Consider the following 24980-nt stretch of genomic DNA (forward strand, 5'->3'; position numbering starts at 1 on the left):
GTGTCGAACCGGCGCGGCGAGGCCCCGGCTCGATGACCCTTGACCAACTCCTCGGGCTGGCGCTGGCGCTCGCCATCGGCCTGCTCGTCGGCGCTGAGCGAGGCTGGCAGTCGCGCGACGAGGAACCCGGCGGCCGCGTGGCCGGTATCCGCACCCTTTCGCTCCTTGGCCTGCTCGGCGGGCTGAGCGGCCTCCAGTTCGACCGGGCAGGGTACGCGCTGTTCGTGTTGCTCGCCAGCGGGGCGCTGCTCGCCCTCCTGCTCGGCTATCGGGCGGACATGCGTCGCGACGACAACGTCAGCGCAACCTCGCGTGGCGACGCCGCGCTGGAACGCGTCGACAAGGCCGTTCGCGGAATTCTCACCGGCCATCCACCCGGTACGCCAAAGATCGATGCCGCGTGGGACACCTTACCTCACCCAGCTGGTTAGCTCGGCGCCTCAAACGCTTTATTGCCAAGGTAAACTGCCATGATGAAGTTCGTTCCGGGACCAGACAACGCCATCGCGGTATCGCTGAGCGGGACTGTTACGGGCGATGATCTGAGCCAGATAATGGACCGGCTCGAACTCGCGCTAAACATCTTCAACACTGTCGACGTCTTCATCGAAACGCACGAAATCAAAGGTCTGGAGGTGTCTGCGTTGGCAGCCTACGCGGCAAGGGCGCTCCCGCTCTTTGGCGCTCTCCGCGCGTTCGACCGAGTTGCCGTGGTTGCCGACCAGGCGTGGATCAGGCTGGCCACGCGACTGGAAAGCGCGATCCTACCCCTCATCAGCTACAGGATCTTCAAGCCTGAGCATCGCGCCGAAGCGATGGCATGGGCATTCCACCGCGATGAAACGTCCGCTCGCGATGCGCAGCAGGCAGTCGGCGAAATCGACCGCGCGGCCTAGCGCCCGGACCTGACAAGGCGAGAAGGTCTGTTTGCAGAACGGCGAGCTTAGGTGCGGCGACGGATGTTGCCCTTCCGCTTTGCCTTCTGGTCCGGTCCCCTGAGACCCTAATCCGCGTCGGGCGCATTTTTCACAACGTGCTGCCGCGATCGTCGTCGATGGTTGGCATAGCGAGTCCGCCCGTTCTCGGGCTAAGCCTGGGCTGTGAGCATCTCTGGCCCTTCTCCGCAAAGCGAACAGATCAAGGAGCAGCCGGCTTGCGGCGAAGTCGATGCAGAGACGACCAGTCGCAGGCGTGTATTGGTTCTGGGAGCGACCGGTACGATCGGGAGGGCGACCGTGCGCGCGCTCGTCCAGCGCAATCTGGATGTTGTTTGCCTGATCCGCGCGCGCGCGGGTGGCAACGGAACGATCGGTCCGTCCGGGGGCACCACCTTGCCCGCGGGAGCGATTGTCAGAGTCGGCGATCCGACCAGTTCGGCGTCGCTAGGCCGCGATGGAATTTGCGGCGAACGCTTCGACGCGATTATTTCCTGCCTTGCGTCCCGCACGGGCAGGCCCCGCGACGCTTGGGCAATCGACTATGAAGCGCACATCGGGGCATTGGCGGCCGCCCAGCAAGCTCGCATTCCCCACATGGTCCTGCTCTCGGCCATCTGCGTCCAAAAGCCCCGCCTGGAATTCCAAAGGGCGAAGCTCGCCTTCGAACAGGCGCTCATCGGGTCCGGACTGACCTTCTCGATCGTCAGGCCGACGGCCTTCTTCAAATCGCTGTCCGGGCAGGTCGATCGTGTGCGGCAGGGAAAGCCATTCCTGTTGTTTGGCGATGGAAGGCTGACTGCGTGCAAACCCATCAGCGACAACGATCTTGGCTGCTACCTCGCCGATTGCTTGGACGATGCGACCCGCCACGACCGGATTCTGCCGATCGGCGGACCCGGCAAGGCGATCACGCCGCGCGAACAGGGCGAAGCCTTGTTCTCGCTGCTGGGACTGGAACCCCGCTTTCGCCAGGTGCCGGTCAGAATGCTCGACGTCATTCTGGCAATTCTCGGCCTGCTCGGGCGCGTGGCGTCCAAGTATGCGGACAAGGCGGAACTGGCGCGCATCGGACGCTACTACGCGACCGAGTCGATGCTGGTCCTGGACAGCGTGACCGGAAAGTACGACGCCGATGCCACGCCGTCGACGGGTGCCGAAACCCTGTTCGACTTCTATCGCAGGTTGATAAACGGAGAAGCCGAAGTCGAGCGCGGCGATCACTCGGTGTTTTAGAGGTCCCGCGGGGTCGCGGCTTGGCGGCTGCTTCGCTTGTCGCTGTCGTTGATCGCCTGCATCAGCGCCACGATCTGCTCTTCGCGGTCCCTGATGCGCCGGTTCAGTCCGGCAACCGCCAGAATCATCGGCTCGCCGAACCCGCGGGTCCACAGCGGCATGGCGATGGCGCCCGTATCGGGAATGACGATATCGAACGCGGTCGCGTGGCCCACGGTTCGCGCCTTGTCGACCGCCAGGGCGATCTCGCTCAGAACCTCGCGCTGATCGGCATGGTCTCTGCCCCAGCGCTCGAAAATCGCTTCGACGCGGGCCGGCTCCTGGGTCGCCAGGTACATCGTCCCGATGGCGGTGCCGATCATCGGAAAGCTCACGCCTTCCTCGACCTGGAGCGCGATCGGGTGGGTGCCGATCAGCGCATGGAGGCAACGCATGTGGAGGTCGGCGGCGATCGTCAGCGTTACCGTCTCGCCGGTGGCATCGCGGAGCTGGGACAGCAGCGGAAGCAGCGTTTCCGACCCGAGCAGCGCCCCCGGAACCCACTCGCCGAGCCGGGACAGCTTGAGCGTGGGAAAGTAGGCCTGGTCGACGCCATTGGCGGAAAGGTACCCTTGGCTTACCAAGCTCTTGACTAAGCCGCTCATACTAGACTTCGGATAACCGAGCGCGGTGCCGAGCTGGGTCGCGGTCATCGGTTGGCGACGGGCGGCAAACAGCTCGAGGATTTCGATCGCCCGCGCGGCTGACTTGACGAGATCCTGAGCCATCGCCGCTGGCGTTACTGCGCCGCGCGCATCCTGTCAGGTCTCAATCTCGCCGATGGGCGTGCCATCGAGCCCGCTCATCCGGCTACGCCGTCGACGATCTGGACGTCGAAACGGCCGACCCCGGTGCGGATCGGGATCGCCTCGCCTTGATACCGCTCGCTGAACCAGAAGTCCTCGGCATGTGCGCGCGAGGGCCAGCGCGAGATCGCGAAGATCCCCTCGGCCCACGCGCCCGCCCACACCTCGATCGCGCCACCGAGCTCGAAGACGACGTAGTAGGCGCCGCGCTCGCGCATCATCGGCAGGATGATGTCGCGATAGCGGTCCATTCGCGCCTGGTCGGTCCCGGTGCCCTCGATCACCATGAAGCAGCGTGCGGTGTCCGCGGCCGGCACCTCGACAGTGGCGATGGTCGGGACGAAATTACCTGGCCAGCCCTCCCACGCGATCCCGTTGCTGGCGAGGGCGACCAGCGCCGGATCGGCCGCGATCAGATCGGCGCAGGCGCTCCACAACGCCGACCGGTCCTCAGGGAAGGCAAAGCGCAGGATCGTGAGGCCGGTGTGCCGGCTGCCGGGTTCGAGAACGGTGACTTCGGCGGCGTCCGCCGCCGCGAGCACGGTTCCCCGATGGGCGGCCGCCCGATCGGCCCAGGCGGTCGCATCGCAGCCGCTCTTGAGCGTGAGAAAGCAGGGGTCCATCAGTGCCGCGACGCGAAATCGGCCACCGCGCGGTTGAACCCCGTGGGGTCTTCCCAGAACACGCTGTGCCCGCCACCGTCGAGCTCGACCAGCTCGGCCGCGGGGATCCGCCCGGCCATCCACGCGCCGACACGGCCGGGCATCACCGGGTTGTTGCGCCGGCCATAGACGAGCAGCGTGGGCAGCGCGATCTCGGGCAGGAAGGCGCGGAAGTCGGGCTCGACCATGTCGTCGATGATCGTGGCGACGGTCTCGGTCGGGGTCAGGTACATCTGCGCCTTCATCTCGGCCTTGATCGCAGGATCGAGCGGGTCGGCGAAGGCGGCATCGAGGAACCCGTCGAGCAGCGCGCGATCGGCGCGTACCCCGGCGCCATAGCCGCGCGCGGCCTCCGGGGGAAAGTCACCGAAGGTGGGATGCTCCCAGCCTTCGTCCGACATGACCCGCGGGCTCATCTCGCACAGGCCAAGCGCACGGAGGCGATGCGCGGGGTGGCTACGCAGATATTCGAGCGCGACGATCCCGCCGAATGCGACGCCGAGCAGCATCGCGCCGGTGATGTCCCGGCCATCAAGAAATTCGGCTAGGTCGGCGGCGTTGCGCGCCACCGAGTGATCGCCCGAGGGCTTGCCCGAAAGACCTTGGCCGCGCAGGTCCAGCACGATCACGCGGTTGCCGGCCTCGACCAGCGCGGCGAGGTTCTTCTGCCAAAAGTATCCCGCGGGGAATTGCAGCCCCTGGAGCAGCACCAGCGGACGGCCCGCGCCGTGGTCCTCGTACCACAGCGGAACGCCGTCGCTCAGCCAGTGCCACGCCATCAGAAGCTGACGCCCGCGGTCACCCCATAAGTCCGCGGCGGAGCGACATAAGCCTGCCCCACGAGCTGCGGGTTGAACGCGCCGGATTCGAGCACTTCCGTGAAGTAGTCCTTGTCGAACAGGTTGTTGACGAACGCACCGAATGTGAAACGCTCGTCATCGCTGGTCCAGGTGGCGCGGGCGTTGACCGTGGTATAACCCTTCTGGCTGATCAGTGGACGGTTGAACTGGGTGAAGAACGTGCGCGATTGATAGCGCGCGTCGGCGCGCAGCGCGAGGCTGCCTGCGTTGCCGAGCTCGAAGGTATAGCCGAGGTTGCCCGCCAGCGTCCATTTGGGCGCGCGGGGAAAGCGGTTTCCGGCAAGATCGATCGGGTTGGCCGCGGTGCAGCCCGCGCTGATCGGCGCGGCTGGCTGGGTCGGGTCGCCGGTGCAGAAATTGTCGTAGGTGGCGTCGAGATAGGCGAGCGAGCCGCCCACCTCGAACCCGCCGAGCGGACGATAGGCCAGCTCGATCTCGCCACCCTTGATCGTCGCTGCCGCGGCGTTGGTCAGCACCGATTGCAGGTTGACGATCTGCTGGACCTGAACGTCTTTGTAGTCGGTGTAGAACACGTCGGCGTTGAGCGAACCGCGGCCGCCGGCGAAGGTAGTTTTGATCCCCGCTTCGTACGACCACAGCTTTTCCGGGTCGAAGCCGGGTTGGATCGCCAACAGGTTGAAGCCGCCCGACTTGAACCCGCGCGTTGCCGAGGCGTAGAGGTTGACGTCGTCGCTGGCCTCGTAGTTGACCACAAGGCGCGGGGTGAACGCGTTGAAGGTGTCCTTGAGATCGGGGTTGGCGACGAAGGGTGCGCCGAAGTTGATCTCGTAGCGATAGCGCGCCTTGCGGCGCTCGGAGCTGTAGCGCCCGCCGAGCGTGATCTTGAGCCGGTCGGTTGCGGCGAAGCGCAGCTCCCCGTACCCGGCCAGCGCGCGGGTCTTCGCGCTACCGTCGATGGTGATGTAGAACGGCAGGTTGGCGCCGAACGGGAACGGAAGCGCGATGAAGCTGTCGCCGGTCTCGCGGAAATAGAACGCGCCCAGCAGCCACTCGAACCGCCCGCCGCCCCCGGCGAGCTGCAACTCCTGGCTGTATTGCTTCGACGCATCCTGCTGGAGGTAGTTGACGTAGAAGATGTCCGCTCCGTCGCCGTCGTCGAGGTAGTTGAACTTGGTGTCGCGATACCCGGAAATCGACGACAGCGTGACCGGACCGAAATCGTACGACAGATGAAGCGCGAGGCCGGTCTGAAAGGTCTTGAAGACATCTGCGTTGCTGCCGACGCTGCGGTTGGTCCCAGGGATCGCAAGCTCGATCCCCTGGTTGACGACACGCAGATTGTCCTTGGTGAACGCCGCCGCACCGCCGCCGAAGTCTGACGTGGGCAGCGCGGTGGGACGATTGAGGTACTTGTACGCGGGCAGGTTGCTGTCGTCGTGGTTGTACTCGGCGGTGAGGCGCGCCTCGAACGGGCCGCTGCCGGTGGTGGCGATCTGGCCGCGAACCGCCCACACGTCCTTGCTGTCGAGCCGCCCGAAGCTGCGCGCCTGCGCCGCGGCGTTGGTGTTGCGGGTAAAGCCGTCGCGCCGATTGCGCAGTCCGGCGACGCGCACCGCAAAGGCATCGCCCAACGGCGCATTGACCATTCCGTCGATCCGCAACGCGTCGTAGTTGCCGTAGCTGGCGTTCATTCGCGCGGCGAATTCGGGGCCGGGCCGGTTGGGGATCACGTTGACCACACCCCCGGTCGCGTTGCGGCCATACAGCGTGCCTTGCGGACCGCGCAGCACCTCGACCCGTTCCACGTCGTAGAGGTCGAACAGCCCCGCCGCGGCGCGGGCGACGTAGACCCCGTCCGAATGGACCGCGACGCCCGGGTCGCCCGCGATCGTATAGTTTTCGTTGCCGATGCCGCGGATGCGAATCTGGCCGACGACCGAACGCTGGACGAGCAGACCGGGGGTAAGCGTCGACAGGCTCTCGGTATCGGTGATCCCGGCGCGGGTAAGCGTCTCGCCGGTCAGCGCGGTGATCGAGATCGGCACGTCCTGGACGCTTTCCGCGCGACGTTGCGCGGTGACCACGATTTCCGTGCCGGAGGTGGGCTCGTCGGCCGTTTCCTGAGCGAGCGCCGGGACGCAAGAGGCCAAAGCGGCGATCGAAACCGTACCCCGCCACGCGATCGTCCTCATCATCGCCGCCTCTCCCCTGGTCTTCCGCCTTCTGTCAGACGGCCATAGCAAAGCGATCTGCAGTTCACAAGTGCGAATTACAGGTTCATACTTGTGAACAAGGTGATTTGGGCCTAAGAGCCACTCGCGGCGGGAGAAGGGAACTCTGTGGTCAAGGCCATCGACATCGTCGTCAATCTGTTCGGACCCGAGGAAGTCGCGGCGGGGCTGACCGGGTTCGATGCGGCGTTCATGGATCAGGTGCGCATGCCCGCCGCGATGCGCGGCGGGATCGATTGCGACGCCTATGTGCGCCTGATGGACGAGGCGGGCGTCGAGCATTCGCTGCTGATCGCGGTCCGGGCGGGCGATCGCCGGTGGCGCGGCAGTTTCGAGATTCCCTATGACACCGTCGCTCGCTGGTGCGACCGGCATCCCACACGCTTTTCCGGGCTTGCCGGGGCCGACCCCACTCGCGGCATGGCGCAACTGCGGGATCTGGAGCACGCCGCCGCCTTGGGCTTCGTAGGCGTCCACGCCTATCCGCACTGGTTCTCGCTGCCGCCCGATGCGGCGCAATGGTATCCGATCTACGCCAAGTGCTGCGAACTCGAGCTACCGTTCATGCTCCAGGTCGGCCAAAATCTGATCTATCGCGAAGATGTGCGCCTGCCTTCGGTGGCGCGCCCGATCCTGCTCGATCGGGTCGCGATCGACTTTCCCGAGCTCACCCTGATCGGCATCCATGTCGGCACGCCTTGGGCCGAGGAAATGATCGCGATGGCCTGGAAGCACGCGCGGATGTTCATCGGGATCGACGCCTACGCGCCCAAGCACCTGCCTGCAGCCTTGATCCACTACATGGACACATACGGCAGCGAGAAAGTCCTGTTCGGCACCGACTGGCCGGTGATCGATCCCCGCCGCGCCGTCGCCGAGATGGCCGCGCACCGCTTGCGCCCGGCGTCGCATGCCGCGGTCATGCGCGGCAACGCCTTGCGCGTGTTTCCCAAGATGGCGGCCCGGCTGGCCTCGACCGATGCGCCCTGACGATCAGCAGCCCTTGACCATCGCCCGCGGCATCCGCTGCGCCGCGGCGTGCGCCCCCGACCGGCCGGCGATCGTGATCGGCGCTCACGCGTTGACCTATCGGCAATTGGTGCGACGGATTGCCCAGGTCGCAAATCTGGGGCGCGACCGCTTTGGCTTGCGCCAGGGCGACCGGGTGGTGGTGCTGGCGCCTAACTGTCTCGAATACGTCGAACTCATCGCCGGTCTCGCGGACATCGGGGTGATCGTCGCGACGCTGAGCCCGCGGGTGGCCGCGCCGGAACTCGCCGCGATCCTGGCCGATTGCACCCCCAGCTTGATCGTGGCGCATCCCGAATGCGACGATCTGCTCGAAGCCGTGCAACCCCTGAGCGTTCCCGCGCTGCGCCTGGGACCGGACTATGAAGCGCTTCTGGGCTTCGCTTCGGACCTGACGGCCGGTTCGCCGCCGCCCGAGCACGCGCCGTTCGCGCTTGCCTATACCTCGGGGACGACCGGCCTGCCCAAGGGCGTGCTCCTGTCGCACCGCTCGCGCGTGCTGACCTTCGCCGCCATGGCCGCGCATTACCGCTGCTTTGGGCCAGGCGACAACTTCCTCGCGCTGGCCCCGATGTGCCACGGCGCGGGCTTCGTGTTCGCGTGTGCCGCGCTCCATTTCGGCGGCACGACCACGCTGTTTCCCTCGTCGGACCCTCAGGCGATCCTCGCGCGCATCTGCCGCGGCGACGTCACTGGCGTCTTCATGGTCCCTACGCATTTCGCGCGCTTGCGCGATCTGCCGCCGGACGCGCTGGCGCGCCACCGCGGTCATGGCCTGCGCACGATCATCTCCAATGCGGCGCCGTTGGCGCAATCGCTCAAGGCGTTCGCGGTCGAGCAGTTCGGCGAGGGTCTGCTGCACGAAACGTACGGCTCGACCGAGGCCGGCATCGTTACCGACATCCGCCCCGGCGACATCCTCCGCAAGCCGGGCAGCGTCGGCGTGCCGTTCCCGCACATGGAAATCGAGCTGCGCCGGGACGATGGCACGGTAGCCGGCCCGGGTGAAATCGGAGAATTGTTCTGCCGTGGCCCGACGTCGTTCAACGGCTACTGGAACCGGCCCGAAGCGACCGCCGAGACGATGGTGGAAGGATGGGTCACCGTTGGAGACATGGCCGTTCGCGACGAGGACGGCTTCATCTCGATCATCGACCGCAAGCGGGACATGATCATTACCGGCGGAATGAACGTCTATCCCAGCGAAATCGAGCGGGTCATCGCCCGGCTGCCCGGCGTCTCCGAAGTCGCCGTCGTCGGCGCCCCTGACCCCGAATGGGGCGAGAGCGTTCACGCCTTCGTCGTGGCGCGGAGCGGGGAAAGCGGGGATCGCGTGCTCGGAGCGTGTCGCGAAAGCCTGGCCGGGTACAAGATCCCCCGCTCGGTGACGTTTGTCGACGAGCTTCCCCGCAACGCGGGCGGCAAGATCCTGAAGGGTGAGCTTCGCGCAAGACTGGTCGCCTGAGCAGGGCGGCGCTGGGAAGACTCTCGACGCTGGCCCAGATCGAGGACTGTCAGTTTCGACCGTTGATGGCAAAAACCCCCGCCAATATGGCCCCCGTCAATTCACGCCTGATTGGCCGAAAACAGATGGGAACGCAGTGATCGAGCAGCAAAACCGCCGCGTGTTTATCCAACGGCACGGCGACGGCACGCCCGCCCTTGCGGACTTCGGAATCGGTGAAGAGACGATCGAAGGCGTCGCCGCGGGCGAGGTTCTCGTCAGAGTCGACACACTTTCGGTCGATGCCTGGATTCTGACCACCTTGAGCGCTCCGGGGATGCACGAAACCGGGCGCCTCGGCAGCACCGTGCAGGCCTTCGGGGTCGGGCAAGTGCTGGTCAGCAACAGTCCGCAGTTCGTCGCGGGCGATTGGGTCTACGGCATGCTGGCTGCGCAAACGCATGCGGTGTTGCCCGCATCCCAGCTCACCAAGGTCGTCCCCGAGCCGCAGGTCGATCCCCGCGCGTACATCGGTCCGCTGGGCATCACCACGGGACTGACCGCCTGGGTGGGGCTGGTCGCGGTCGGCGAAGCCCAGGCGGGGGAGGTGGTGCTCGTGTCGGGGGCTGCGGGGGCCGTGGGTTCCTGCGTGGTCCAGCTTGCCAAGGCGCGCGGGGCGCGCGTCATCGGTATCGCGGGCGGGCCCGAGAAATGCGCCTATCTTTCCGAGGTCATCGGAGCCGACGCGACCATCGATTACAAGCAAGATGACGTGGCGAGCCGCATCGCCGAACTGGCGCCCGACGGAATCGATGTCTTCTTCGACAATGTCGGCGGCGAAATTCTCGACAGCGCGCTGGATAACTTGCGCCCGACAGGCGGCGCACGGGTTTTGATTTGCGGCGCGATCTCGCAATATCGCCATCTCGACGACGTGCGCGGTCCCAAACTCTACTTGCGTCTGGCCGAGCGGAACGCCTCGATGCGGGGGTTCGTGGTCAGCCACCATGCCGCCCGGTTTCCCGAGGCTGTCGCCGAAATCTCCGAACTCATCCGTTCGGGCAAGCTGAAATTGCCCGAGCATGTGGTGACACCGATCGACAACTTTCCCGAAGCGTTGCTGATGCTGCTCGACGGCAAGCATACCGGCAATCTGGTCGTGCGCCCCTAAAACGAAGGGCGGGAAAACTACGCGAAACGAAATTCCTTTCGGGGGAAGCCAAACGGCTGCCCGAATGAAAGTCATGGCGCGTGCCATTGCAAAAAACTGGACCGGGCGCACGCCACAGGCCGCCAAAAAAAGATGGGATAACCCGTTAGATTGCCCCCCTATTCAAATGTAGAGGTGCGTCGTCCTCGCAGGTTTAGTTGATTGCCGATCAATGAAATGGCGAAGTCTCGTAGAGGACTCGTTCGGGGAGAGTGACTGTGTCCAAATCAACCAAGATGTTGACGCGCGTGTTGCAGTGCATTTCCGTGGGCAGCGCGGCGTTGCCGGTAGTCGCTGCGGCCCAGACACCGCCGCCCGACGCTTCGGTGGCGGCGCCGCAATCCGAAGAAACGGGAACCAACCCCGACATCATCGTGACCGCGCGCTTCCGCAACGAGCTGCTCCAGGACACGCCGCTGTCGATCAGCGCGTTCAACGCCAAGATGGTGGAAAACTCGGTCCTCACCGACGTCCGCGACGTTCAGAAGTTCCTGCCCAACGTCCAGCTTTCGCGTATCTCGTTCGCGGGCAACGCGCTCGGCGCGTCGATCCGCGGGGTCAGCTTCGCGGACCTGGAGAAGACCTTCGACCCGGCGATCGGGGTGGCGATCGACGGGGTGTTCCTGGGCACCAACACCGGCGCCAACATCGACTTTTCCGACATCGAATCGATCGAGGTGCTGCGCGGTCCCCAGGGCACGCTCTATGGGCGCAACACCATCGGCGGAACGATCAGCGTGCGCCGCACCCGGCCCACCGGCGAATTCGGAGTTAAGGCCCACGCCCGCTACGCCAGCTTCAACGCGACCGATTTCGACGCGGTCGTCAACCTGCCCAAGCTGGGCGACGCGGTCTCGATCAAGCTGTTCGGGCTGGTCCGCAACAGCGATTCGTTCACCCGCAACCGGACCACCGGCAAGCGCGAGAAAGGGCGCGACTACTACAACCTCGGCATCGCCGCGCAGTTCGATCTCGGCGGCGAGACCACCGCGCTCGCCTCGGTCGACTACCAGAAGGACCGCAGCACTTTTCCGAGCAACATCAACCTCACCAAGGCCGCCGGGCGGCCGTTTGGCGCGGGCGGGACGATTTGCGATTTCACCCGTTCGATCGGCTTCGGCGATCTGGGCTGCGATACCCTGGGCGTGGTCCGCCAGCGCGCCGAGAAGTTCAAGATCGCCAACACCAGCATTCCTTTCCTGAGCAGCATCGACGGCTGGAACGCATCGTTCGAGCTCAACTCCAAGCTCGGTGATTTCGCGCTGACCGCGATCACCGGTTATCGCGACACCGACGATTCGATCCTCGAGGAGAATACCGGCGCGCCCGCTTTGCCGTTCGCACCCGGGGTCAACGTGCCGTTGTTCGTGGCCGCGCGCGACCAGAGCTACAAGCAGCTCAGCCAGGAGGTGCGGATCAGCGGCAATCTGAGCGATTCGGTCGATTTGATCGCCGGAGTTTATTATCTGCACACCAGCTACCAGATCCGGCCGCTGCCCTATAACGGCATGACGAGCGGCCAGATCTATGTCCTCAATGGCCCGGCGCAGGGCTTCACGGCGCGCCAGAAGCTCGATTCCTACGCGATCTTCGCAGAATCGATCATCAAGCTGGGCAGCAACGTCCGCCTGACGCTTGGGGGTCGCTACACCACCGAGACCAAGAAGTTCGGGATCGACTTCACGATTCCCGCACCGTTCTCGGCCAGCGCGAAGAAGACCTTCAGCGATCCCACCGGACGCGTGATCCTCGATTGGAAGCCCAATGACGACACGATGCTCTACGCCAGTTGGTCGCGGGGGTTCCGTTCGGGCGGGTTCAATGGGCGCGCAACCACGCCCACCTCGATCGGACCTTATAATCCGGAACGGGTCGACAGCTTCGAGGCCGGCCTCAAAGCCGATCTCCTCGACGGACGGCTGCGCTTCAACCCCACGGTGTTCTGGGTCGAATACAACAACAAGCAGGAAGACATCATTCGCGCCGCCGGGGTCGGCACCGAGACGATCGTCGAGAACGCGGCATCCGCACGGATCCGCGGGGCCGAACTGGAAATCCAGGCCCGGCCGACTCCCGAACTGACCCTGCGCGCGTCGGGCGGCTATCTCGACCCGCAGTACAAGTCGTTCCTGATCCCCGACCTGACCCGACCGGGACAGTTCATCGACGTCTCCAAGCAACGCAACTTCCGCCGCGCGCCGGAGTGGACCTTCAACGCCGGGCTCGACTATCAAATGCGCGTGAGCGACGCCAACAGCGTGGGCTTGACGATCGACTATGCCTATATCGACGACATCACGTCCTCGCCGTTTCCCGACACGACCGGTGCCGGGCGCGACGTGATCAAGGCCTACGGCACGCTCGATGCGTCACTCTCCTTCGTCCATCGCGGCGACGCGCTTAAGGAATTGCGGGTCAGTGCCTTTGCCCGTGATTTCCTGCATAGCGGTGGCCGTCTCGCTAACACGCTCGATGCTGGAGTGTTCTATTTCGGCGTGGTCACGCCGCGCCGCCAGCTTGGCGTGGAGGCCACGGTCAAGTTTTAGGCCGGGAGGATGGCGCGCGGCGCGGCGGCCGTTAGGAAGTCAGCTCGGTCGCGGCAGCGCCGTGGTGAACTTCAGCGCCTCCATCGAAAAGCTCGAACTGACATCGCTCAGGCCGGGCACCGCTGCGATCAGACGCTGATAGATGCGGTCGTAGTGCGCGATGTCGCGGACCGTCAGCTTCAGCAAGTAGTCGACTTCGCCGGCCATGCGGTGACATTCGGTGATTTCGGGGATCGCCGCGATTCCGGCGGCAAAGGTGGCGAGCCATTCGCTGTCGTGGCGCGCGGTGCGGATCGCCACGAACACTGTGGTCGCCAGGCCGACTTTGACCGGGTCGAGCAGGGCCACGCGCCGGGCGACGATGCCCGCCTCCTCCATGCGCCGTATCCGCCTCCAGCATGGATTGGCCGACAGCCCCACCCGTTCGCCGATCGCGTGAAGCGGGGCAGAGGCATCGACTTGAAGGATGTCGAGTATTGCCCAGTCTGTGGAGTCAAGTTGCACTAGAAACTCCATTGATAGAACAAAATTGCAGATAGCGTAGCATGTGATGCAAAATTTGGGAACACTTTGCGCGTGGCTTCGGGTATACTCGCGCTCAGGGCCACGGGGAGTTTGGGCACATGCGCATCGCCAGCTTGTTGCGGGATCACCCCGCCTCGGTCGGAGAGACCTATGGCGAGCATTTTCGCCATGCGACAGGGTTCGGCCTGCGCATGGTCCTGGGCGGCCTGGCGTGTATCGCGCACGGCGTCCTGCCTTTCCTGTTCGTGCGTACCGGCAGCCGCCAGATCACCACCTTGCACGAGCGCATGGTGGTAAGCCGGGTAAAGCCGCTACCCGGCATCCTCGATTTCGTGATCTAGCCGGACCAACCTCCAAGTTCCGCACATGCCGAGCGAAGTCGAGACATCGTGCGCAACGGGCGAGCCCTGCGCGCGATCCCTCGGCACGCTCGACAAGCGATAGCGGTCGCCCCGGCGCAGGCCGGGGCCCAACCAAGCCCTCGCCAAACACCCGGAAGTACGAAGACGCGAAGCCGGTTAGGCCCCGGACTGCGCCGGGACGACGGGTTTGATTTGGAAGCCTTGGTTTCGACAAACTGCTTCTGAAATTCCGACGCCAAGCTCTAACCAGGCCGCTGCTCGACCACGTGGATCCGCGTGCCGTCGGGGTCGCTGGTGACGATTTCGGTTTCGCGCCCACCGTGGCCGATCACCGGGCCCACGAGGATCGGCGCGCCGAACGCCTTGAGCCGTGCGATCACCGCCGCAATGTCGCTGGTCTCGATCGCCAGCATCGCCTGCCCGCTGGCGAAGGCGTTGCCGCGGGGCTGGGCGAGGCGGGGCTTGGTCTGGCCGGGAAACGACAGCAGCCCGATCCCGACCGCCTCGTGCCGCTTGCCCGAGAAGGTCTTCTCGCCGTCGAGCACCACGAATCGCGCGGTCTGGTTGGGCTTCAGCGCGAGCAGCACCCGGCTTTCGGGATTGGCGATGGGCCCGTCGAACTTGACAGCATAGCCGAAAACCTCGCGATAGAAGCGGATCGACCGATCCATGTCGCGGACCACGAATGTTGCGCGGACCACGGCGCTGGCGAGCCCCGGCTCGGGCGCCTGGGCGGCGGCGGGGACGCCCGCCGCCATCAGCGCGAACGCGGCCAGCGCCGCGCGCATCAGAACTTTGCGCCCAGCCGCAGCCCGACCTCGCGCTTGGCCTGCGGCGAGACGTTGATACCCTGATGCGCGGTGAACGTCGCGAAGTTGACCGGGCGGCTGAAGTTCGACCACCGCGCCGCGGCGGCATAGCGGTCCTCGTCGAACAGGTTGTTGACGAACAGCTCGAACCGCAAGTCGCCGGTGTCCATCCCCGCACGCACATTGACCAGCGTATAGGGTTTGGCGAAGGCGAGGTTGCTTTCGTCGGCAAAAGCCTTGCCGAAATAGATCGCGTCGGCGCGGAAGAAGCCGTCGAGCGAGCTAGTCAACCGCCCCTTCCAGCTCGCCGCGAGGTTACCGCTCCATTCTGGAAACCGCGGGATGGCGTTGCCTTTCATCTGGGTGAACCCGGCGATCGCCGCGACGAAGTTGAACTGGTAGTCCTTGTAGCGCGCATGCGCCCAGGCGACGTTGGCGTCGATCGTCCAGGCGTCGGTCAAGGCGAAGCTGCTTTCCAGCTCGCCGCCATAAATCCGCGCGTCGCCGGTCACCAGCACGTTGTTGCCACGCAGCAGCGGCACCAGCGCCCCACCCGCGTCGCGGACCGTCTCCGGCTGGCCGACCGCGGCGGTGGGATTTACCGCCGGATCGCAGCCGAGCACGCCCGCGCCGGCAGTGCGGCAGGTCTGGTTGATGCTGGCGGTGACCCGGCCTTTGATGTTCGACCAGTCATAGTGGTAAGCGGCCAGGGCGAAGCGCAGCCGGTTGTCGAGCGCGCGCTGCTTCCAGCCGATCTCGTAGGCCTTGAGTATTTCCTGCCCGGTTGAGACGTTCAGGTCGGGAAACTGCGTCTGATACTGCGCCCGTTCGCGCGCGTCGCCGCGGATGAAGGCCGCGTTGATGTCGCCCGGGATCGCGCCGACCGCATAGCTTGCATAGAGTGTGGTCGCATCGCTCGGCTCGAACCTTGCGATGATCCGCGGCAGGAACTTCTTGTAGGTCTGCTTTACCGCCGAGGCGCCTACCCCGGTGGCGGTGACCGTGCCGCCCTTGGTCAGGCGGTCGCGCTGCTGGCGGCCTTCGGCGGACAGGGTGATCGTGTCGGTAACGTCCCACTCGACGCTGCCGAACAGGCCCAGTACGCGGGTTTTGTCGCTGTTGCCGAAGTTGGATGCGCTGCGGAACGGGAACTGGCACTTGCTGAAGCTGGTCTGGTCGCTGGTGACCACGCAATACAGCACCACCGCGCCGCCATCGCCCGCGGCGATGAAGTCCTGCGTATAGTAATTGGCCCCGATCATCGCGCGGATCGGCCAGCTTTGCGGGGTGCTGATCCGGCCTTCGATCGACTTGTCGTTGATCCGCTGCGGATCGTTGGAGAATGAGCCGAGCGTATCGGTGACGTCGGCGTCGCGGATCCAGTTGGCGCGCTGACGGTTCATGCCCGCCACCACGTCCACATTCCATCCGCCGGTGTTGTAGTTCACGATCGCCGAGAGCCGCGAAATGTTGCGCCGCAAGCCGACGCGGTTGATGAACGGAATTCCGCCGGGCTGCGGCTGGCTCGCGTAGAAATCGAGCGCGTAGGATGCAGGCACGTTGACCCCGCCCTGGACTACCGGCTGGGCGATGAGCGTGTTCGACGAAAACAGATCCTGACCGGTCAGGGTGACGACGTCGCCGCGGTCGGGCAGCGCGCCGCAGATGTAGCGCTTGGGCGAGGCGGTCTGGCCGGTCGGAGTGGTGATCGTCTTGCCGGTGCAACTGTCGTTGATGTCGCCGTCGATGAATCCGCCGGCCGGCGCGCCATCCGCGTCGCGTGAATAGAACCCTCGGACTCTGGCCGAGAAGTGCGAGGAGGGCGCGAAGTTGAGCACGCCGCTGACCGCGGTGGTCTGCTCGTCGCCCAGGCGGCCGCCGTCGGTCGCGTGATACTCGCCGCGCTTGGAATAGAACCGCCCGCCGATGCTGGCCGACAGCACGTCGCGGACCAGCGGGCCCTCGAACAGCGCCTGTACGTCGTAGCGCCCGCGCGCCGAGACCGTGGTCTCGAACTGGCCGGAGGCCTTGGTCAGCCTGGGGGAGCGGGTCACGAAATTGACCGCGCCGCCGAAGGTGTTCCGCCCGAACTGGGCGGATTGCGGACCCTTGATCACCTCGATCCGCTCGACGTCCATCAGCGAGACCGAGGTTCCGCCGTTGAGCACGTAGACCCCGTCGATGAACAGGGCGCCGGTGGCGAAACTGGGGCTGAACTGGCTGGTGCTCATCCCGCGGAAGCGGAGCTGGGTGTTGTAACGCCCCGGCTCCTGCCCACCCTGGTTGTTGAACTGGAAGCCTGGGGTGTGGAGGCTGACGTCGCGCAGATTGGTCAGCGCCGCCTCGTCGATCGCTTCGGCGGTGAACGCGGTGATCGCCAGCGGCGCGTCCTGGAGCGATTCCTCCTTCTTGCGCGCGGTGACGATGATTTCCGACAGCGCCCCCGGACTCTCCGCAGCCGCCGCGGCTTCCTGTGGCTGGGCCTGGGCGTAAGCATGGGCCGGCAAGCCGGTCAGCGGCAGCGCCGCGGCGAAAAGAACCTTCCCATGCTGCATCGACCCGCTCCCCAATCCCGCGGACGGAGAAATGCGCCAGTTTGGTATACCAAGTCAAGAAAAGATACGCATCAAATGCGCTAAGATGGCAAAAATAGCCGAATCTGGCACACAATCATCCGATACCCAACTTCGCAATCGGGAAGCCGCCCATCGGCAGCGTCAGAACCTTCTCTTCTGTGAACAGCGCCCGGCTGGAGTGTCCCCCGGTGCGGCCCACGCCCGAGTTCTTGAACCCGCCGAACGGCGCCCGCAGGTCTCGAGCGACCGGGGTGTTGACCCACAGGGTACCCGCATCGAGCATGTCCGCCGCCTTCATCACCGTCGGCAGATCGTCGCTCCACAAATAGGCAACGAGGCCGAATTGGCTGTCGTTGGCGATGCTCAGCGCCTCGTCGATGTCGCGGAAGGTCAGGAAGGTGGCGAACGGTCCGAAGATCTCCTCCTGGCACAGCGGCGTCGCATTGTCGCTCGCGCGCGCCACCGTCGGGGCTACGTAGAAGCCTTTATCGAACCCCGCGGCCCGCATCCCGCCGCAGACGATCTCGGCATCGGCAGCGAAGCGCAGCACGCGATCGTACTGGGCGCGGCTGATCACCGGGCCGACTTCGTTCGCCGGGTCCGCCGGGTCACCGACCCGGATCGCCTGGGCGCGCCTGGCGAAATCGGCGATGAATTGCTCGGCGATCGATTCCTCGACCAGAATCCGTGAACCCGCCAGGCATTGCTGGCCGTTGTTGGAAAAGATGCCCAGCAGCGCGGCGTCGAGCGCGCGCTCGCGGTCGCAGTTCGCGGTGACGATGTTGGCCGATTTGCCACCCAGTTCGGCGACGTACTTCTTTAGGTTGCCTCCCGCAGCCCGGGCAATGTGGCGGCCGGTCTCGGTCCCCCCGATGAACGCCACCACGTCGACCCCGGGGTGCGCGACGAGCGCCTGACCCGTCACCGGACCGCGGCCGTTGACCAGCCCGACCACGCCATCCGGTATCCCCGCGTCGCGGCAGATTTCCATGATCGTGACGAATTCGAGCGGGGTCAGCTCGCTCGGCTTGAGGATCGCGCAGTTGCCGAAGGCCAGCGCCCCGGCCAGTTCCATCGTCGCCAGCGCCAATGGTGCATTCCAAGGTGCGACGAGCGCAGCAACGCCCACTGGATCGCGCCGGACGACCGTCAGGAACGGGGTTTCCTGCTCATAGCTCTCGTTCGAGACCTGGCCGATATAGTCGGCAAAGAACGCGAAGTTCATGCTCGCGCGGCGGATGTGGCGTTCCCGGATCTGACGGATCGGAATCCCGGTGTTGAGCAGCTCGCGACGGACCAATTCTTCCTGGCGCTCGTCGATCAGCGCGGCGATGCAGCGCAGCACGCGCTGCCGTTCGCTGACGGGAGCGCGCCGCCAATCTCCCTTGGCGAAGGCGGCGCGCGCGGCGGCAACGGCGCGATCGACTTCGGCGGCGTCGGCTTCGGCCAGTTCGGCCACGATGCTCTCATCGTGGGGATATATCACGGGAAGGCGTTCGGCCCCCGCGCCGTCGGTGAAGCGGCCGGCGACGAAGCTGGTGACGAGTTCGGTCATGAGCGGTCTCCCGAGCGCACGGCGCGGACCAGCGCGTCGGCGAGGCACAAGTTGGAGGACAGGATCGGCGGATTGCCGCCCGGCGCGAGCAGGTCGAGCGTCGGCATTCCTGTGCCGGACAGCAGCACTGCATCGGGTTTCGCCGCCACCGCGTTGCGCACCGCCGCGATCGCCTGGGATGGCACGAGTGCATAGATTGCGCGTGTATCGAGCGAACCGATCTCGACCCGTTCCTCGTGGACGATAGCCAAATCCATTCCGCGCCAATAATTTAGGCCGGCAATGTGCAGCGCTGCCGGATACGGGGAGACGATGGCGATGCGCCGCGCGCCGATTTGGGCCAAGCGATCACGGATGGCGTCGGCGGCCCATATGACAGGGACCGGCAACGCCGCGGCGATGGCATCGAGCCGTGCTGGTTCGATGAGGTAGCTCGAGCCGGTACAGGCGAAGCCGACGACCGAGAGCGGCAGCGTGTCGAACTGGGCGAGTGACTGCGCGACACCTTCGGCATAGGCGACGAGGCGGCGCATCGGATCGGGCTCGGCGCTGACCAGGCGGCCGGCAACCCACGCAAATTCAACGGGTAACAGGCGGCGCAACTCGGCCTCGACCGTGGGATTGGCCATCGGCGTGAGCACGGCGGCGGTCATGCCATCGCCTCGGCCTGGCGCAGTCCGGCGATCATCGAGGTCTTGAGCAGGTGTTCGCGGCAGCGGATCGGATCTTCGGCGATGGCCTGGAGGGCGGCGAGTTCGGCGCGGCGGCGGGTGGGGTCGCGCTCTTGCATGCGGGTGCGGTTGCGGTGCGCCTGGGCCAGGATCTGCTCTTCGGCTATGGCCTTGCGGGTGCGGGAATAGCGCGCGAAAACAACAGCTTCGTCACCCCCATCGAACACCCCGCGGATCGCTTCGGCCGCTGCCCAGGCGTCGTGGATGCCGCCGTTCATGCCCATGCCGCCCGAGGGGGAGTTGAGGTGGGCGGCGTCGCCGGCGAGGAGGACGCGGCCGTGATCGTAGCGTTCGACGATTCGCTGGTGGATGCGATAGGCGCGGATCTCGGCGACCGCGTGGCCACTCTCGCTGGGCACGATGCGCTGGAGTTTTTCAGCGATCGCAGCCGGTTGCAGCGCGTCCTCGATGCTTTCTCCGATATCGGCGTAGAGCGAACAGCGCCACAGCGTGGGCAGCCGCAGCAGGCTGAAGGTGCCTTCGGCGGCCCAGCAGTAGTTCACGTTCGAGAGTCCGGCGAGGTGCTCGTGAAACGGAAACCCGCTGGTCGCCAGGATCGTCGTCTCGGGATAGGTGAAACCTTCGAAACCCGCGCCAACTTCTTGGCGAACCACGCTTCTTGCCCCGTCGGCCGCGATCACGTAGCGCGCCTGGATCCGCTCGCCGTTTCGCAAGAGCAACGTCGGGCGCGCGTCGTCGTCGCGCACCAGCCCGCAGACTTCGTCTCCCAGTCGCACGATTACTGCTGCTTCAGTGCGCGCGACTTCCAGCCCCAATGCGACGAGTGTCGCCTGCTCGCACTGCAGCCGGAACGGATAGGGCGTTTCATCCGCCAGCAACGCCAGGTCGAACAGCGCCCGCTCGCCGGTCTCGTGCATTCGGACCTGCCAGTCGCGGGTGATCAGGCCGCGCTCGATCAGCGGTGTGGCAAGCCCGATCGTGTCGAGCATCTCCAGCGTCGGCGGGTGGAAGGTCGAGGCGCGCAGATCGTGCGCGGGCTCGGGGTTCGCCTCGAGTAGAACGCTGTCGATGCCCCGCGCGGCGAGGAACAGCGCGGCGCAGACCCCGACCGGCCCGGCGCCGACGATGGCGATGGTCGCGTCAGTCATCGCCGGGCCCTTCGAAGGCACTCTGCGCCTGGGCTATGTCGCTGAACAGGATGTTCGAGGCGAGGGGGTTGGTCTTGAGTTCGGCCCCCGCTGCAGGATCGATCCGCACGTCGAGCAGCGCGGGGCCGGATGTCGCCAGCAACGCATTCAGCTGCCCGCCTAGGTCGTCGAACATCTCGCAGGTCAGCCCGGCGCAGCCGAACGCCTCGGCCAATCGCGCGTAGGGCAGCATGCCCAGCTCGGTGTTGAGCGTGCGCCCCAGCGCCACCAGTTGCCCGTGCGCCTCGGTCCCCCAGGCGCCGTCGTTGCCAACCACGACCTTCAGGTTCAGCCCGGCCCGCGCCGCGGCGTGGAGCTCGCCCGGGTGGAAGCCGAGCGAACCGTCGCCGGTCACCAGCACCACCGGCGCGGGATCGCCGATTTCGCGCAGGGCCGCCGCCGCGCCCACCGCCAGCGCGGTGCCACTGCCCATCGCGCCCAGCGGGTAGTGATCCATGAACCCGCCCGCGCGCCGCACCCGCAGCGCCCCGTACATCCAGTTGGCGATGTCCGCGCCGTCGCCGACCAGCACCGCGTCCGCCGGCAGGCGCGACCGGAGCGCGGCCGCCAGCGTCAGCGGATGGATCGCGCCGCCGCCGGGCTTGGCCAGCCGCGCTACCGTCGCCGCGCGCTGCGTCAGCGTCTGTGGCAACCAGGATGGTTTCGCTGCCACCCGCCGCGCGCGCAGCCGCTCGACCACCAGCGCAAGGGTGGCGTCGGGATCGCCGAGCAAGGCGCAGTCGATCGGGCGATTGCGCCCGAACGCCTCGGCCACCGCGTCGATCTGGATGAACCGGGCGGTCCTCGCGAAGCGCGGCACCAGCCCGAACCCGAGCCGCTGGGTCAGCACTTCGCCGACCACCAGCACGCAGTCCGCCTGGTGCGCGGCAATCTGGGCATAAGGCCACGAAAAGCCGAGCGCGTCGTCTTCGGCGACCAGCCCGCGCCCGCTGCCGTTGCCGAGCACCGGCACCGCGAACTCGCTCGCCAAGGCGCGCAAGGCATCCGCCGCGCCGCTGCGGAAGGCGCCGAACCCGGCGATGGCCAAGGGGCGCTGAGAATCCGCCAGCATCCGCGCGGCCTGATCGATCGCATCGCCGTCGGCGGGAGAGGATGGCGCGGCGAGGATGGTCGGTTCGGCTGCCCCGCTCTCGGCCTGGAACAGGTCCTGCGGGATCACCAGCACCGCCGGACCGGGCCGCCCGCTTACCGCCATGCGGATCGCGGTGGCGAGATAGTCGCCCAGCCGGTCCGCGCTGGGCACGGTGCGCGCCCACTTCGCCACCGGGGCGACCAGGGCCAGTGGATCGGAGGTCTCGGCCTCGGCGTGGCCGCGTGGCGGGCTGGCGGCGAGCACCACCACCGGCGAGCCGAGTGCGTGCGCCACCGCCAGTCCGCCGATCGCATTGGCCATGCCCTGCTCGGCGACGATCAGCGCCACCCCCAGCCGCGGCGGGCGGCGATCGGCAAGGGTGCGGGCATAGCCGTCCGCAGCGCCCACCGCGCCGCTTTCGTGACGGCTGGAAACGATCGCGAACTCCGCGCGGTCGAGCGCGTCGAGCAGCCAGGTGTGCGACGCGCCCGCCACCGCGAACACCGTCGCGACGCCCTGCGCGGCCAGTTGCGCCGCGATCCGTTCCGCGCCGGTCATCGCCCCTGCCTCGGCAGCAGCGCGATCAGCGCCGTCGCCAGCGCGAGCAATGCCATCGAGGCGAGGATCGCCGTGCGATAGCCGCCGGTCGCATCGTAGCTCCACCCCGCCAGTGGCGAGGCGGTCGCGGTGAGCGGAACCATGATGAGGTTGGTCAGCCCGAGCGCGCGGCCGAACGAGGCCTGGCCGAACACCTGGGCGACGATCAGCCCCCACAGCGGCAGCATGCCCCCCGTGGCGAGCCCGAGCAGCAGGCAGGCGGCGAGCAGCGAGGGATAGCCGCGCGCCGCGATCAGCCCGGCGAAGGCGAGGATGGTCAGGCCCAGCGCGCCGGCGAACAGCCATTTGAGCGGGCTGCGCTCGGCCAGCCAGCCGAACCCCAGCTTGCCCGCCATCGAGGTGACCGAAAGCACGGAAACCAGGCCCGCGGCGGCGACCTCGCCGACCCCCAGATCGCGACCATAGGCGGCAAGGTTGTTGACCAGGCCGAGATAGGTGGCGAGCTTGATTCCGACGCCGAAGGTAATGATCCAGAACGCCGGCATCGCCAGGATTGCGGAGGCCGACAAGGCTTCGTCCGCGATTTCGAGACCGGTGGGCGCATAGCTGTCCTCGCCCGGCAGCCCGACATCGGCGGGCCGATCGACTATCGCGAGCGCGACGATTGCCGCCACCGCCAGCGCCGCGCCGCAACCGACCAGCGCGGCGGCTGTCCGCCAGCCGAACGCCGCCGTCCCGGCGGCCAGCGCCACCGGAAACACGAACCCGCCGAGCGAGGTGCCCAGCGTGGATATTCCCATCGCCCGCCCGCGCCTGGGGCCGAACCAGCGAGTGATCAGCGCGGCGCTGGAAAGCTGCCCGAGGAGGACGTTGGCGGGGGCAAGCAGCACCGAGTAGATCGTCCATACCTGCCACAGCGCTCCCGCCTTCGAGAGCGCGAGGAATCCGGCGGCGAGCATCGCGCAGGCCAGCAGCATCAGCCGCCGCACCGATCCCCGGTCGATCGCCCGCCCGGCGAGCGGGGCGAGCGCGCTCGAGGCGAGCGAGAGGCAGGTGGTCGTCACCATCACCGCGCCCCGGCTGGTGCCGAACTCACGCTCCAGCGGCAGCGCCAGCGCCGAAAAGCCGTAGATCAGCAGCCCGGCCTGCGCCATCTGGGTGGCGATCGTGCCGCCGGTCACGGCCCAGCCGCGGTACATCAGCGCCAGTCCGTCACGGCTTTGGGCGAACGCCGGTCTGGGTCACGCACAGCAGCCGGGCCACGGTCTTGCCGGTGTTGACCCAACTGTGGTTGTTGCCTGCCTGGATCAGCACGTCGCCCGGCTTCATCGCAACCCGCTTGCCGCCCCCCGGTCCAGTGGCGAGGACCAGATCGATCTGCCCCGTCAGCAGCACGATGTAGTCCATGCTCTCCTGCTTGTGCAGCGGGATGTCCTTGAGGTTCGATCCGGGCGGAATGTCCGCCACGTAGAGGCTGCTGCCGGTGAAGCCGGGGCGATAGGCATTGCCCGCGGTCGCCCCCAGATCGGCGGCAACCGGAACCGCCACGGGCGAGCCTTGCGTCTCCCACAGCCGGGTGATCGTCGAGCCGTTGAGCGTGACTGAGTTGGCGCTGTGCCCGTCGGCCAGCACCACCGCGCGGCCGGCCGCATCCTCGGTCGTGACGATGCGGCGGATCGGCGCCGGGCCGGATTGGGCATGGGAGGCGTGAGCCTGGGCGGGAAGGGCGCTTGCGACAAGCGCCGCGCCGATGAGCAGCCCACCCAACTCGACCCAGGCTCGTTCGCTCCGAGCTGGTTGCAAGCGAAGCTGATCGGAAGGGTCGACGGCCGCACTCGCCTTGCCGCGCAGCGCCTGGCGGGAGGGAAGGGACCGGCATTCGCCAACCTTGGTGTGAACGGAACGGGTCATCATGGCAGGCCTCTCGCGTGAAATCCGGTGCGGCGATCGGCGAACGCCGTGCAGCCGCCGATGGAGAACCCGGCGATGCCGGGAGACAGGCCTTGGCCGAGCAGCGCCGCAGCCTGCTCATCGCCTGCCGCCAGCGCGGGCAGCGCAGGTGCCGCGCCGAACAGCACATCGGCCAGCCGCGTTGCGCCGTTGGGGTGCTCGCGCAGCTCGGCGGCGAAGACGATATCGGGATCGCGATGCTCGACGACCGCGGTAATCGCGCCGGGCACGACCTCGGTCAGCGGGAACCAGACGAACCGCGCTTCGCGTTCGCCTTCGCGAAGTTGGACGCGGCGGGACGAAGCGCGCGGCCGCCCGGCGGCGAGCGCACCCAGGCGCGCGTGATCGGCGGCGGCATCGCTGGTCGCCAGCGCGAGAATGCACACGCCTTCGCCCTGCGCGAGCAGCGGCTCGAGGTGGTTGCCGCTGCCGGGCACGGGCGTGCTGATCTCGACATAGCCGTTGGCGAACACGCAATGCGCGCTGATCTGGCCGAGCGGTCCGTCCGCACCCATCAGGGGCACCCCGTCGTTGACCCGGAACCCGCGCCCGCGCAGCCAGGCGAGCGTGGGGGCGAGGTCGCGGACGACGATTCCGATATGATCGATTGCCAGCCCGTCGAGCGCGGCGGCGTTTGCCCAGGGATCATGCATCGGATGGCGCCGCGCGGCGCGCGGCCCACACTGGCGGCATGGGGGGAACCAGGACGCGAAC

The 24980-nt window shown here is 66.7% G+C and carries 22 protein-coding genes; 8 read left to right on the plus strand and 14 right to left on the minus strand.

What is annotated here, in order from left to right; all coding sequences use genetic code 11:
* Positions 1 to 32: 32 nt before the first annotated feature.
* The 3 genes from GKE62_RS15965 (at position 33) to GKE62_RS15975 (ending at position 2171) form a co-directional block, all read left to right on the plus strand.
* Positions 33 to 431 carry an MgtC/SapB family protein gene (locus GKE62_RS15965; RefSeq protein ID WP_154693091.1) on the plus strand — a complete coding sequence of 133 codons (399 nt, stop codon included), beginning with the start codon at positions 33 to 35 and terminating at the stop codon, positions 429 to 431.
* Between the two features lie 42 nt (positions 432 to 473).
* Positions 474 to 896 carry an STAS/SEC14 domain-containing protein gene (locus GKE62_RS15970; RefSeq protein ID WP_230206760.1) on the plus strand — a complete coding sequence of 141 codons (423 nt, stop codon included), beginning with the start codon at positions 474 to 476 and terminating at the stop codon, positions 894 to 896.
* 300 nt (positions 897 to 1196) lie between these two features.
* Positions 1197 to 2171 (plus strand): NAD(P)H-binding protein, encoded by a 975-nt coding sequence (locus GKE62_RS15975; RefSeq protein ID WP_154693778.1) that lies wholly within the window; start codon positions 1197 to 1199, stop codon positions 2169 to 2171.
* Here GKE62_RS15975 and GKE62_RS15980 read toward each other — a convergent pair.
* The 4 genes from GKE62_RS15980 to GKE62_RS15995 all read right to left on the minus strand — a co-directional run bounded on the left by GKE62_RS15980 (position 2168) and on the right by GKE62_RS15995 (position 6694).
* Complete coding sequence (locus GKE62_RS15980; protein ID WP_154693093.1) at positions 2168 to 2938, minus strand: IclR family transcriptional regulator; 771 nt, start codon at positions 2936 to 2938, stop codon at positions 2168 to 2170. The two genes, GKE62_RS15975 and GKE62_RS15980, sit on opposite strands and share 4 nt — an antisense overlap.
* Before the next feature lie 74 nt (positions 2939 to 3012).
* Positions 3013 to 3639 carry a DUF1330 domain-containing protein gene (locus tag GKE62_RS15985; protein WP_154693094.1) on the minus strand — a complete coding sequence of 209 codons (627 nt, stop codon included), beginning with the start codon at positions 3637 to 3639 and terminating at the stop codon, positions 3013 to 3015.
* Positions 3639 to 4457: an alpha/beta fold hydrolase gene (locus tag GKE62_RS15990; RefSeq protein ID WP_154693095.1), complete on the minus strand. Its 819-nt coding sequence runs from the start codon at positions 4455 to 4457 to the stop codon at positions 3639 to 3641. The genes GKE62_RS15985 and GKE62_RS15990 overlap by 1 nt, the downstream gene beginning before the upstream one ends.
* The gene (locus tag GKE62_RS15995; RefSeq protein ID WP_195908471.1) at positions 4457 to 6694 is read right to left on the minus strand and encodes a TonB-dependent receptor; all 2238 of its coding nucleotides are present in this window, start codon (positions 6692 to 6694) and stop codon (positions 4457 to 4459) included. Before GKE62_RS15995 ends, GKE62_RS15990 begins: the two co-directional genes overlap by 1 nt.
* A 144-nt stretch (positions 6695 to 6838) precedes the next feature.
* Between GKE62_RS15995 and GKE62_RS16000 the strand changes: the two genes are divergently transcribed.
* The 4 genes from GKE62_RS16000 to GKE62_RS16015 all read left to right on the plus strand — a co-directional run bounded on the left by GKE62_RS16000 (position 6839) and on the right by GKE62_RS16015 (position 12959).
* Positions 6839 to 7720, plus strand: a complete 882-nt coding sequence (locus tag GKE62_RS16000; protein ID WP_195908472.1) for an amidohydrolase family protein — start codon at positions 6839 to 6841, stop codon at positions 7718 to 7720.
* A 13-nt stretch (positions 7721 to 7733) separates the two neighbouring features.
* Entirely contained in the window at positions 7734 to 9224 is a 1491-nt protein-coding gene (locus GKE62_RS16005; protein ID WP_195908473.1) for a class I adenylate-forming enzyme family protein, read from the plus strand.
* A 136-nt stretch (positions 9225 to 9360) separates the two neighbouring features.
* Positions 9361 to 10374 (plus strand): NADP-dependent oxidoreductase, encoded by a 1014-nt coding sequence (locus GKE62_RS16010; protein WP_195908474.1) that lies wholly within the window; start codon positions 9361 to 9363, stop codon positions 10372 to 10374.
* 257 nt (positions 10375 to 10631) lie between these two features.
* Complete coding sequence (locus GKE62_RS16015; protein WP_154693100.1) at positions 10632 to 12959, plus strand: TonB-dependent receptor; 2328 nt, start codon at positions 10632 to 10634, stop codon at positions 12957 to 12959.
* 39 nt (positions 12960 to 12998) lie between these two features.
* Here the strand turns inward: GKE62_RS16015 and GKE62_RS16020 are convergent, their stop codons facing one another.
* On the minus strand, positions 12999 to 13463 hold the full coding sequence (locus GKE62_RS16020; RefSeq protein ID WP_370516012.1) for an Lrp/AsnC family transcriptional regulator: 465 nt from the start codon (positions 13461 to 13463) through the stop codon (positions 12999 to 13001).
* Between the two features lie 119 nt (positions 13464 to 13582).
* Between GKE62_RS16020 and GKE62_RS16025 the strand changes: the two genes are divergently transcribed.
* Positions 13583 to 13825: a DUF6356 family protein gene (locus tag GKE62_RS16025; protein WP_154693102.1), complete on the plus strand. Its 243-nt coding sequence runs from the start codon at positions 13583 to 13585 to the stop codon at positions 13823 to 13825.
* A 263-nt stretch (positions 13826 to 14088) separates the two neighbouring features.
* On the opposite strand, the gene GKE62_RS16030 is transcribed toward GKE62_RS16025, so the two are convergent.
* The 9 genes from GKE62_RS16030 to GKE62_RS18595 all read right to left on the minus strand — a co-directional run bounded on the left by GKE62_RS16030 (position 14089) and on the right by GKE62_RS18595 (position 24919).
* A complete protein-coding gene (locus tag GKE62_RS16030; RefSeq protein ID WP_154693103.1) occupies positions 14089 to 14634 on the minus strand; it encodes a VOC family protein in 546 nt (181 codons plus the stop codon).
* A complete protein-coding gene (locus GKE62_RS16035; RefSeq protein ID WP_154693104.1) occupies positions 14634 to 17210 on the minus strand; it encodes a TonB-dependent receptor in 2577 nt (858 codons plus the stop codon). The genes GKE62_RS16030 and GKE62_RS16035 overlap by 1 nt, the downstream gene beginning before the upstream one ends.
* A gap of 115 nt (positions 17211 to 17325) precedes the next feature.
* Complete coding sequence (locus GKE62_RS16040; protein WP_154693105.1) at positions 17326 to 18786, minus strand: aldehyde dehydrogenase family protein; 1461 nt, start codon at positions 18784 to 18786, stop codon at positions 17326 to 17328.
* Positions 18783 to 19439, minus strand: coding sequence for a hypothetical protein (locus GKE62_RS16045; protein ID WP_154693106.1), 657 nt, complete (start codon positions 19437 to 19439; stop codon positions 18783 to 18785). Before GKE62_RS16045 ends, GKE62_RS16040 begins: the two co-directional genes overlap by 4 nt.
* A complete protein-coding gene (locus tag GKE62_RS16050) occupies positions 19436 to 20626 on the minus strand; it encodes an NAD(P)/FAD-dependent oxidoreductase (protein ID WP_154693107.1) in 1191 nt (396 codons plus the stop codon). Before GKE62_RS16050 ends, GKE62_RS16045 begins: the two co-directional genes overlap by 4 nt.
* Positions 20619 to 22316 carry a thiamine pyrophosphate-binding protein gene (locus GKE62_RS16055; RefSeq protein ID WP_154693108.1) on the minus strand — a complete coding sequence of 566 codons (1698 nt, stop codon included), beginning with the start codon at positions 22314 to 22316 and terminating at the stop codon, positions 20619 to 20621. Before GKE62_RS16055 ends, GKE62_RS16050 begins: the two co-directional genes overlap by 8 nt.
* Positions 22313 to 23515, minus strand: coding sequence for an MFS transporter (locus GKE62_RS16060; RefSeq protein WP_154693109.1), 1203 nt, complete (start codon positions 23513 to 23515; stop codon positions 22313 to 22315). Before GKE62_RS16060 ends, GKE62_RS16055 begins: the two co-directional genes overlap by 4 nt.
* A 13-nt stretch (positions 23516 to 23528) precedes the next feature.
* Complete coding sequence (locus GKE62_RS16065; RefSeq protein ID WP_195908475.1) at positions 23529 to 24227, minus strand: cupin domain-containing protein; 699 nt, start codon at positions 24225 to 24227, stop codon at positions 23529 to 23531.
* Positions 24227 to 24919, minus strand: a complete 693-nt coding sequence (locus GKE62_RS18595; protein WP_195908476.1) for a VOC family protein — start codon at positions 24917 to 24919, stop codon at positions 24227 to 24229. The genes GKE62_RS16065 and GKE62_RS18595 overlap by 1 nt, the downstream gene beginning before the upstream one ends.
* Between the last annotated feature and the right edge of the window lie 61 nt (positions 24920 to 24980).

It is taken from the genome of Novosphingobium sp. Gsoil 351 (genome assembly GCF_009707465.1).
GTDB lineage: Bacteria > Pseudomonadota > Alphaproteobacteria > Sphingomonadales > Sphingomonadaceae > Novosphingobium.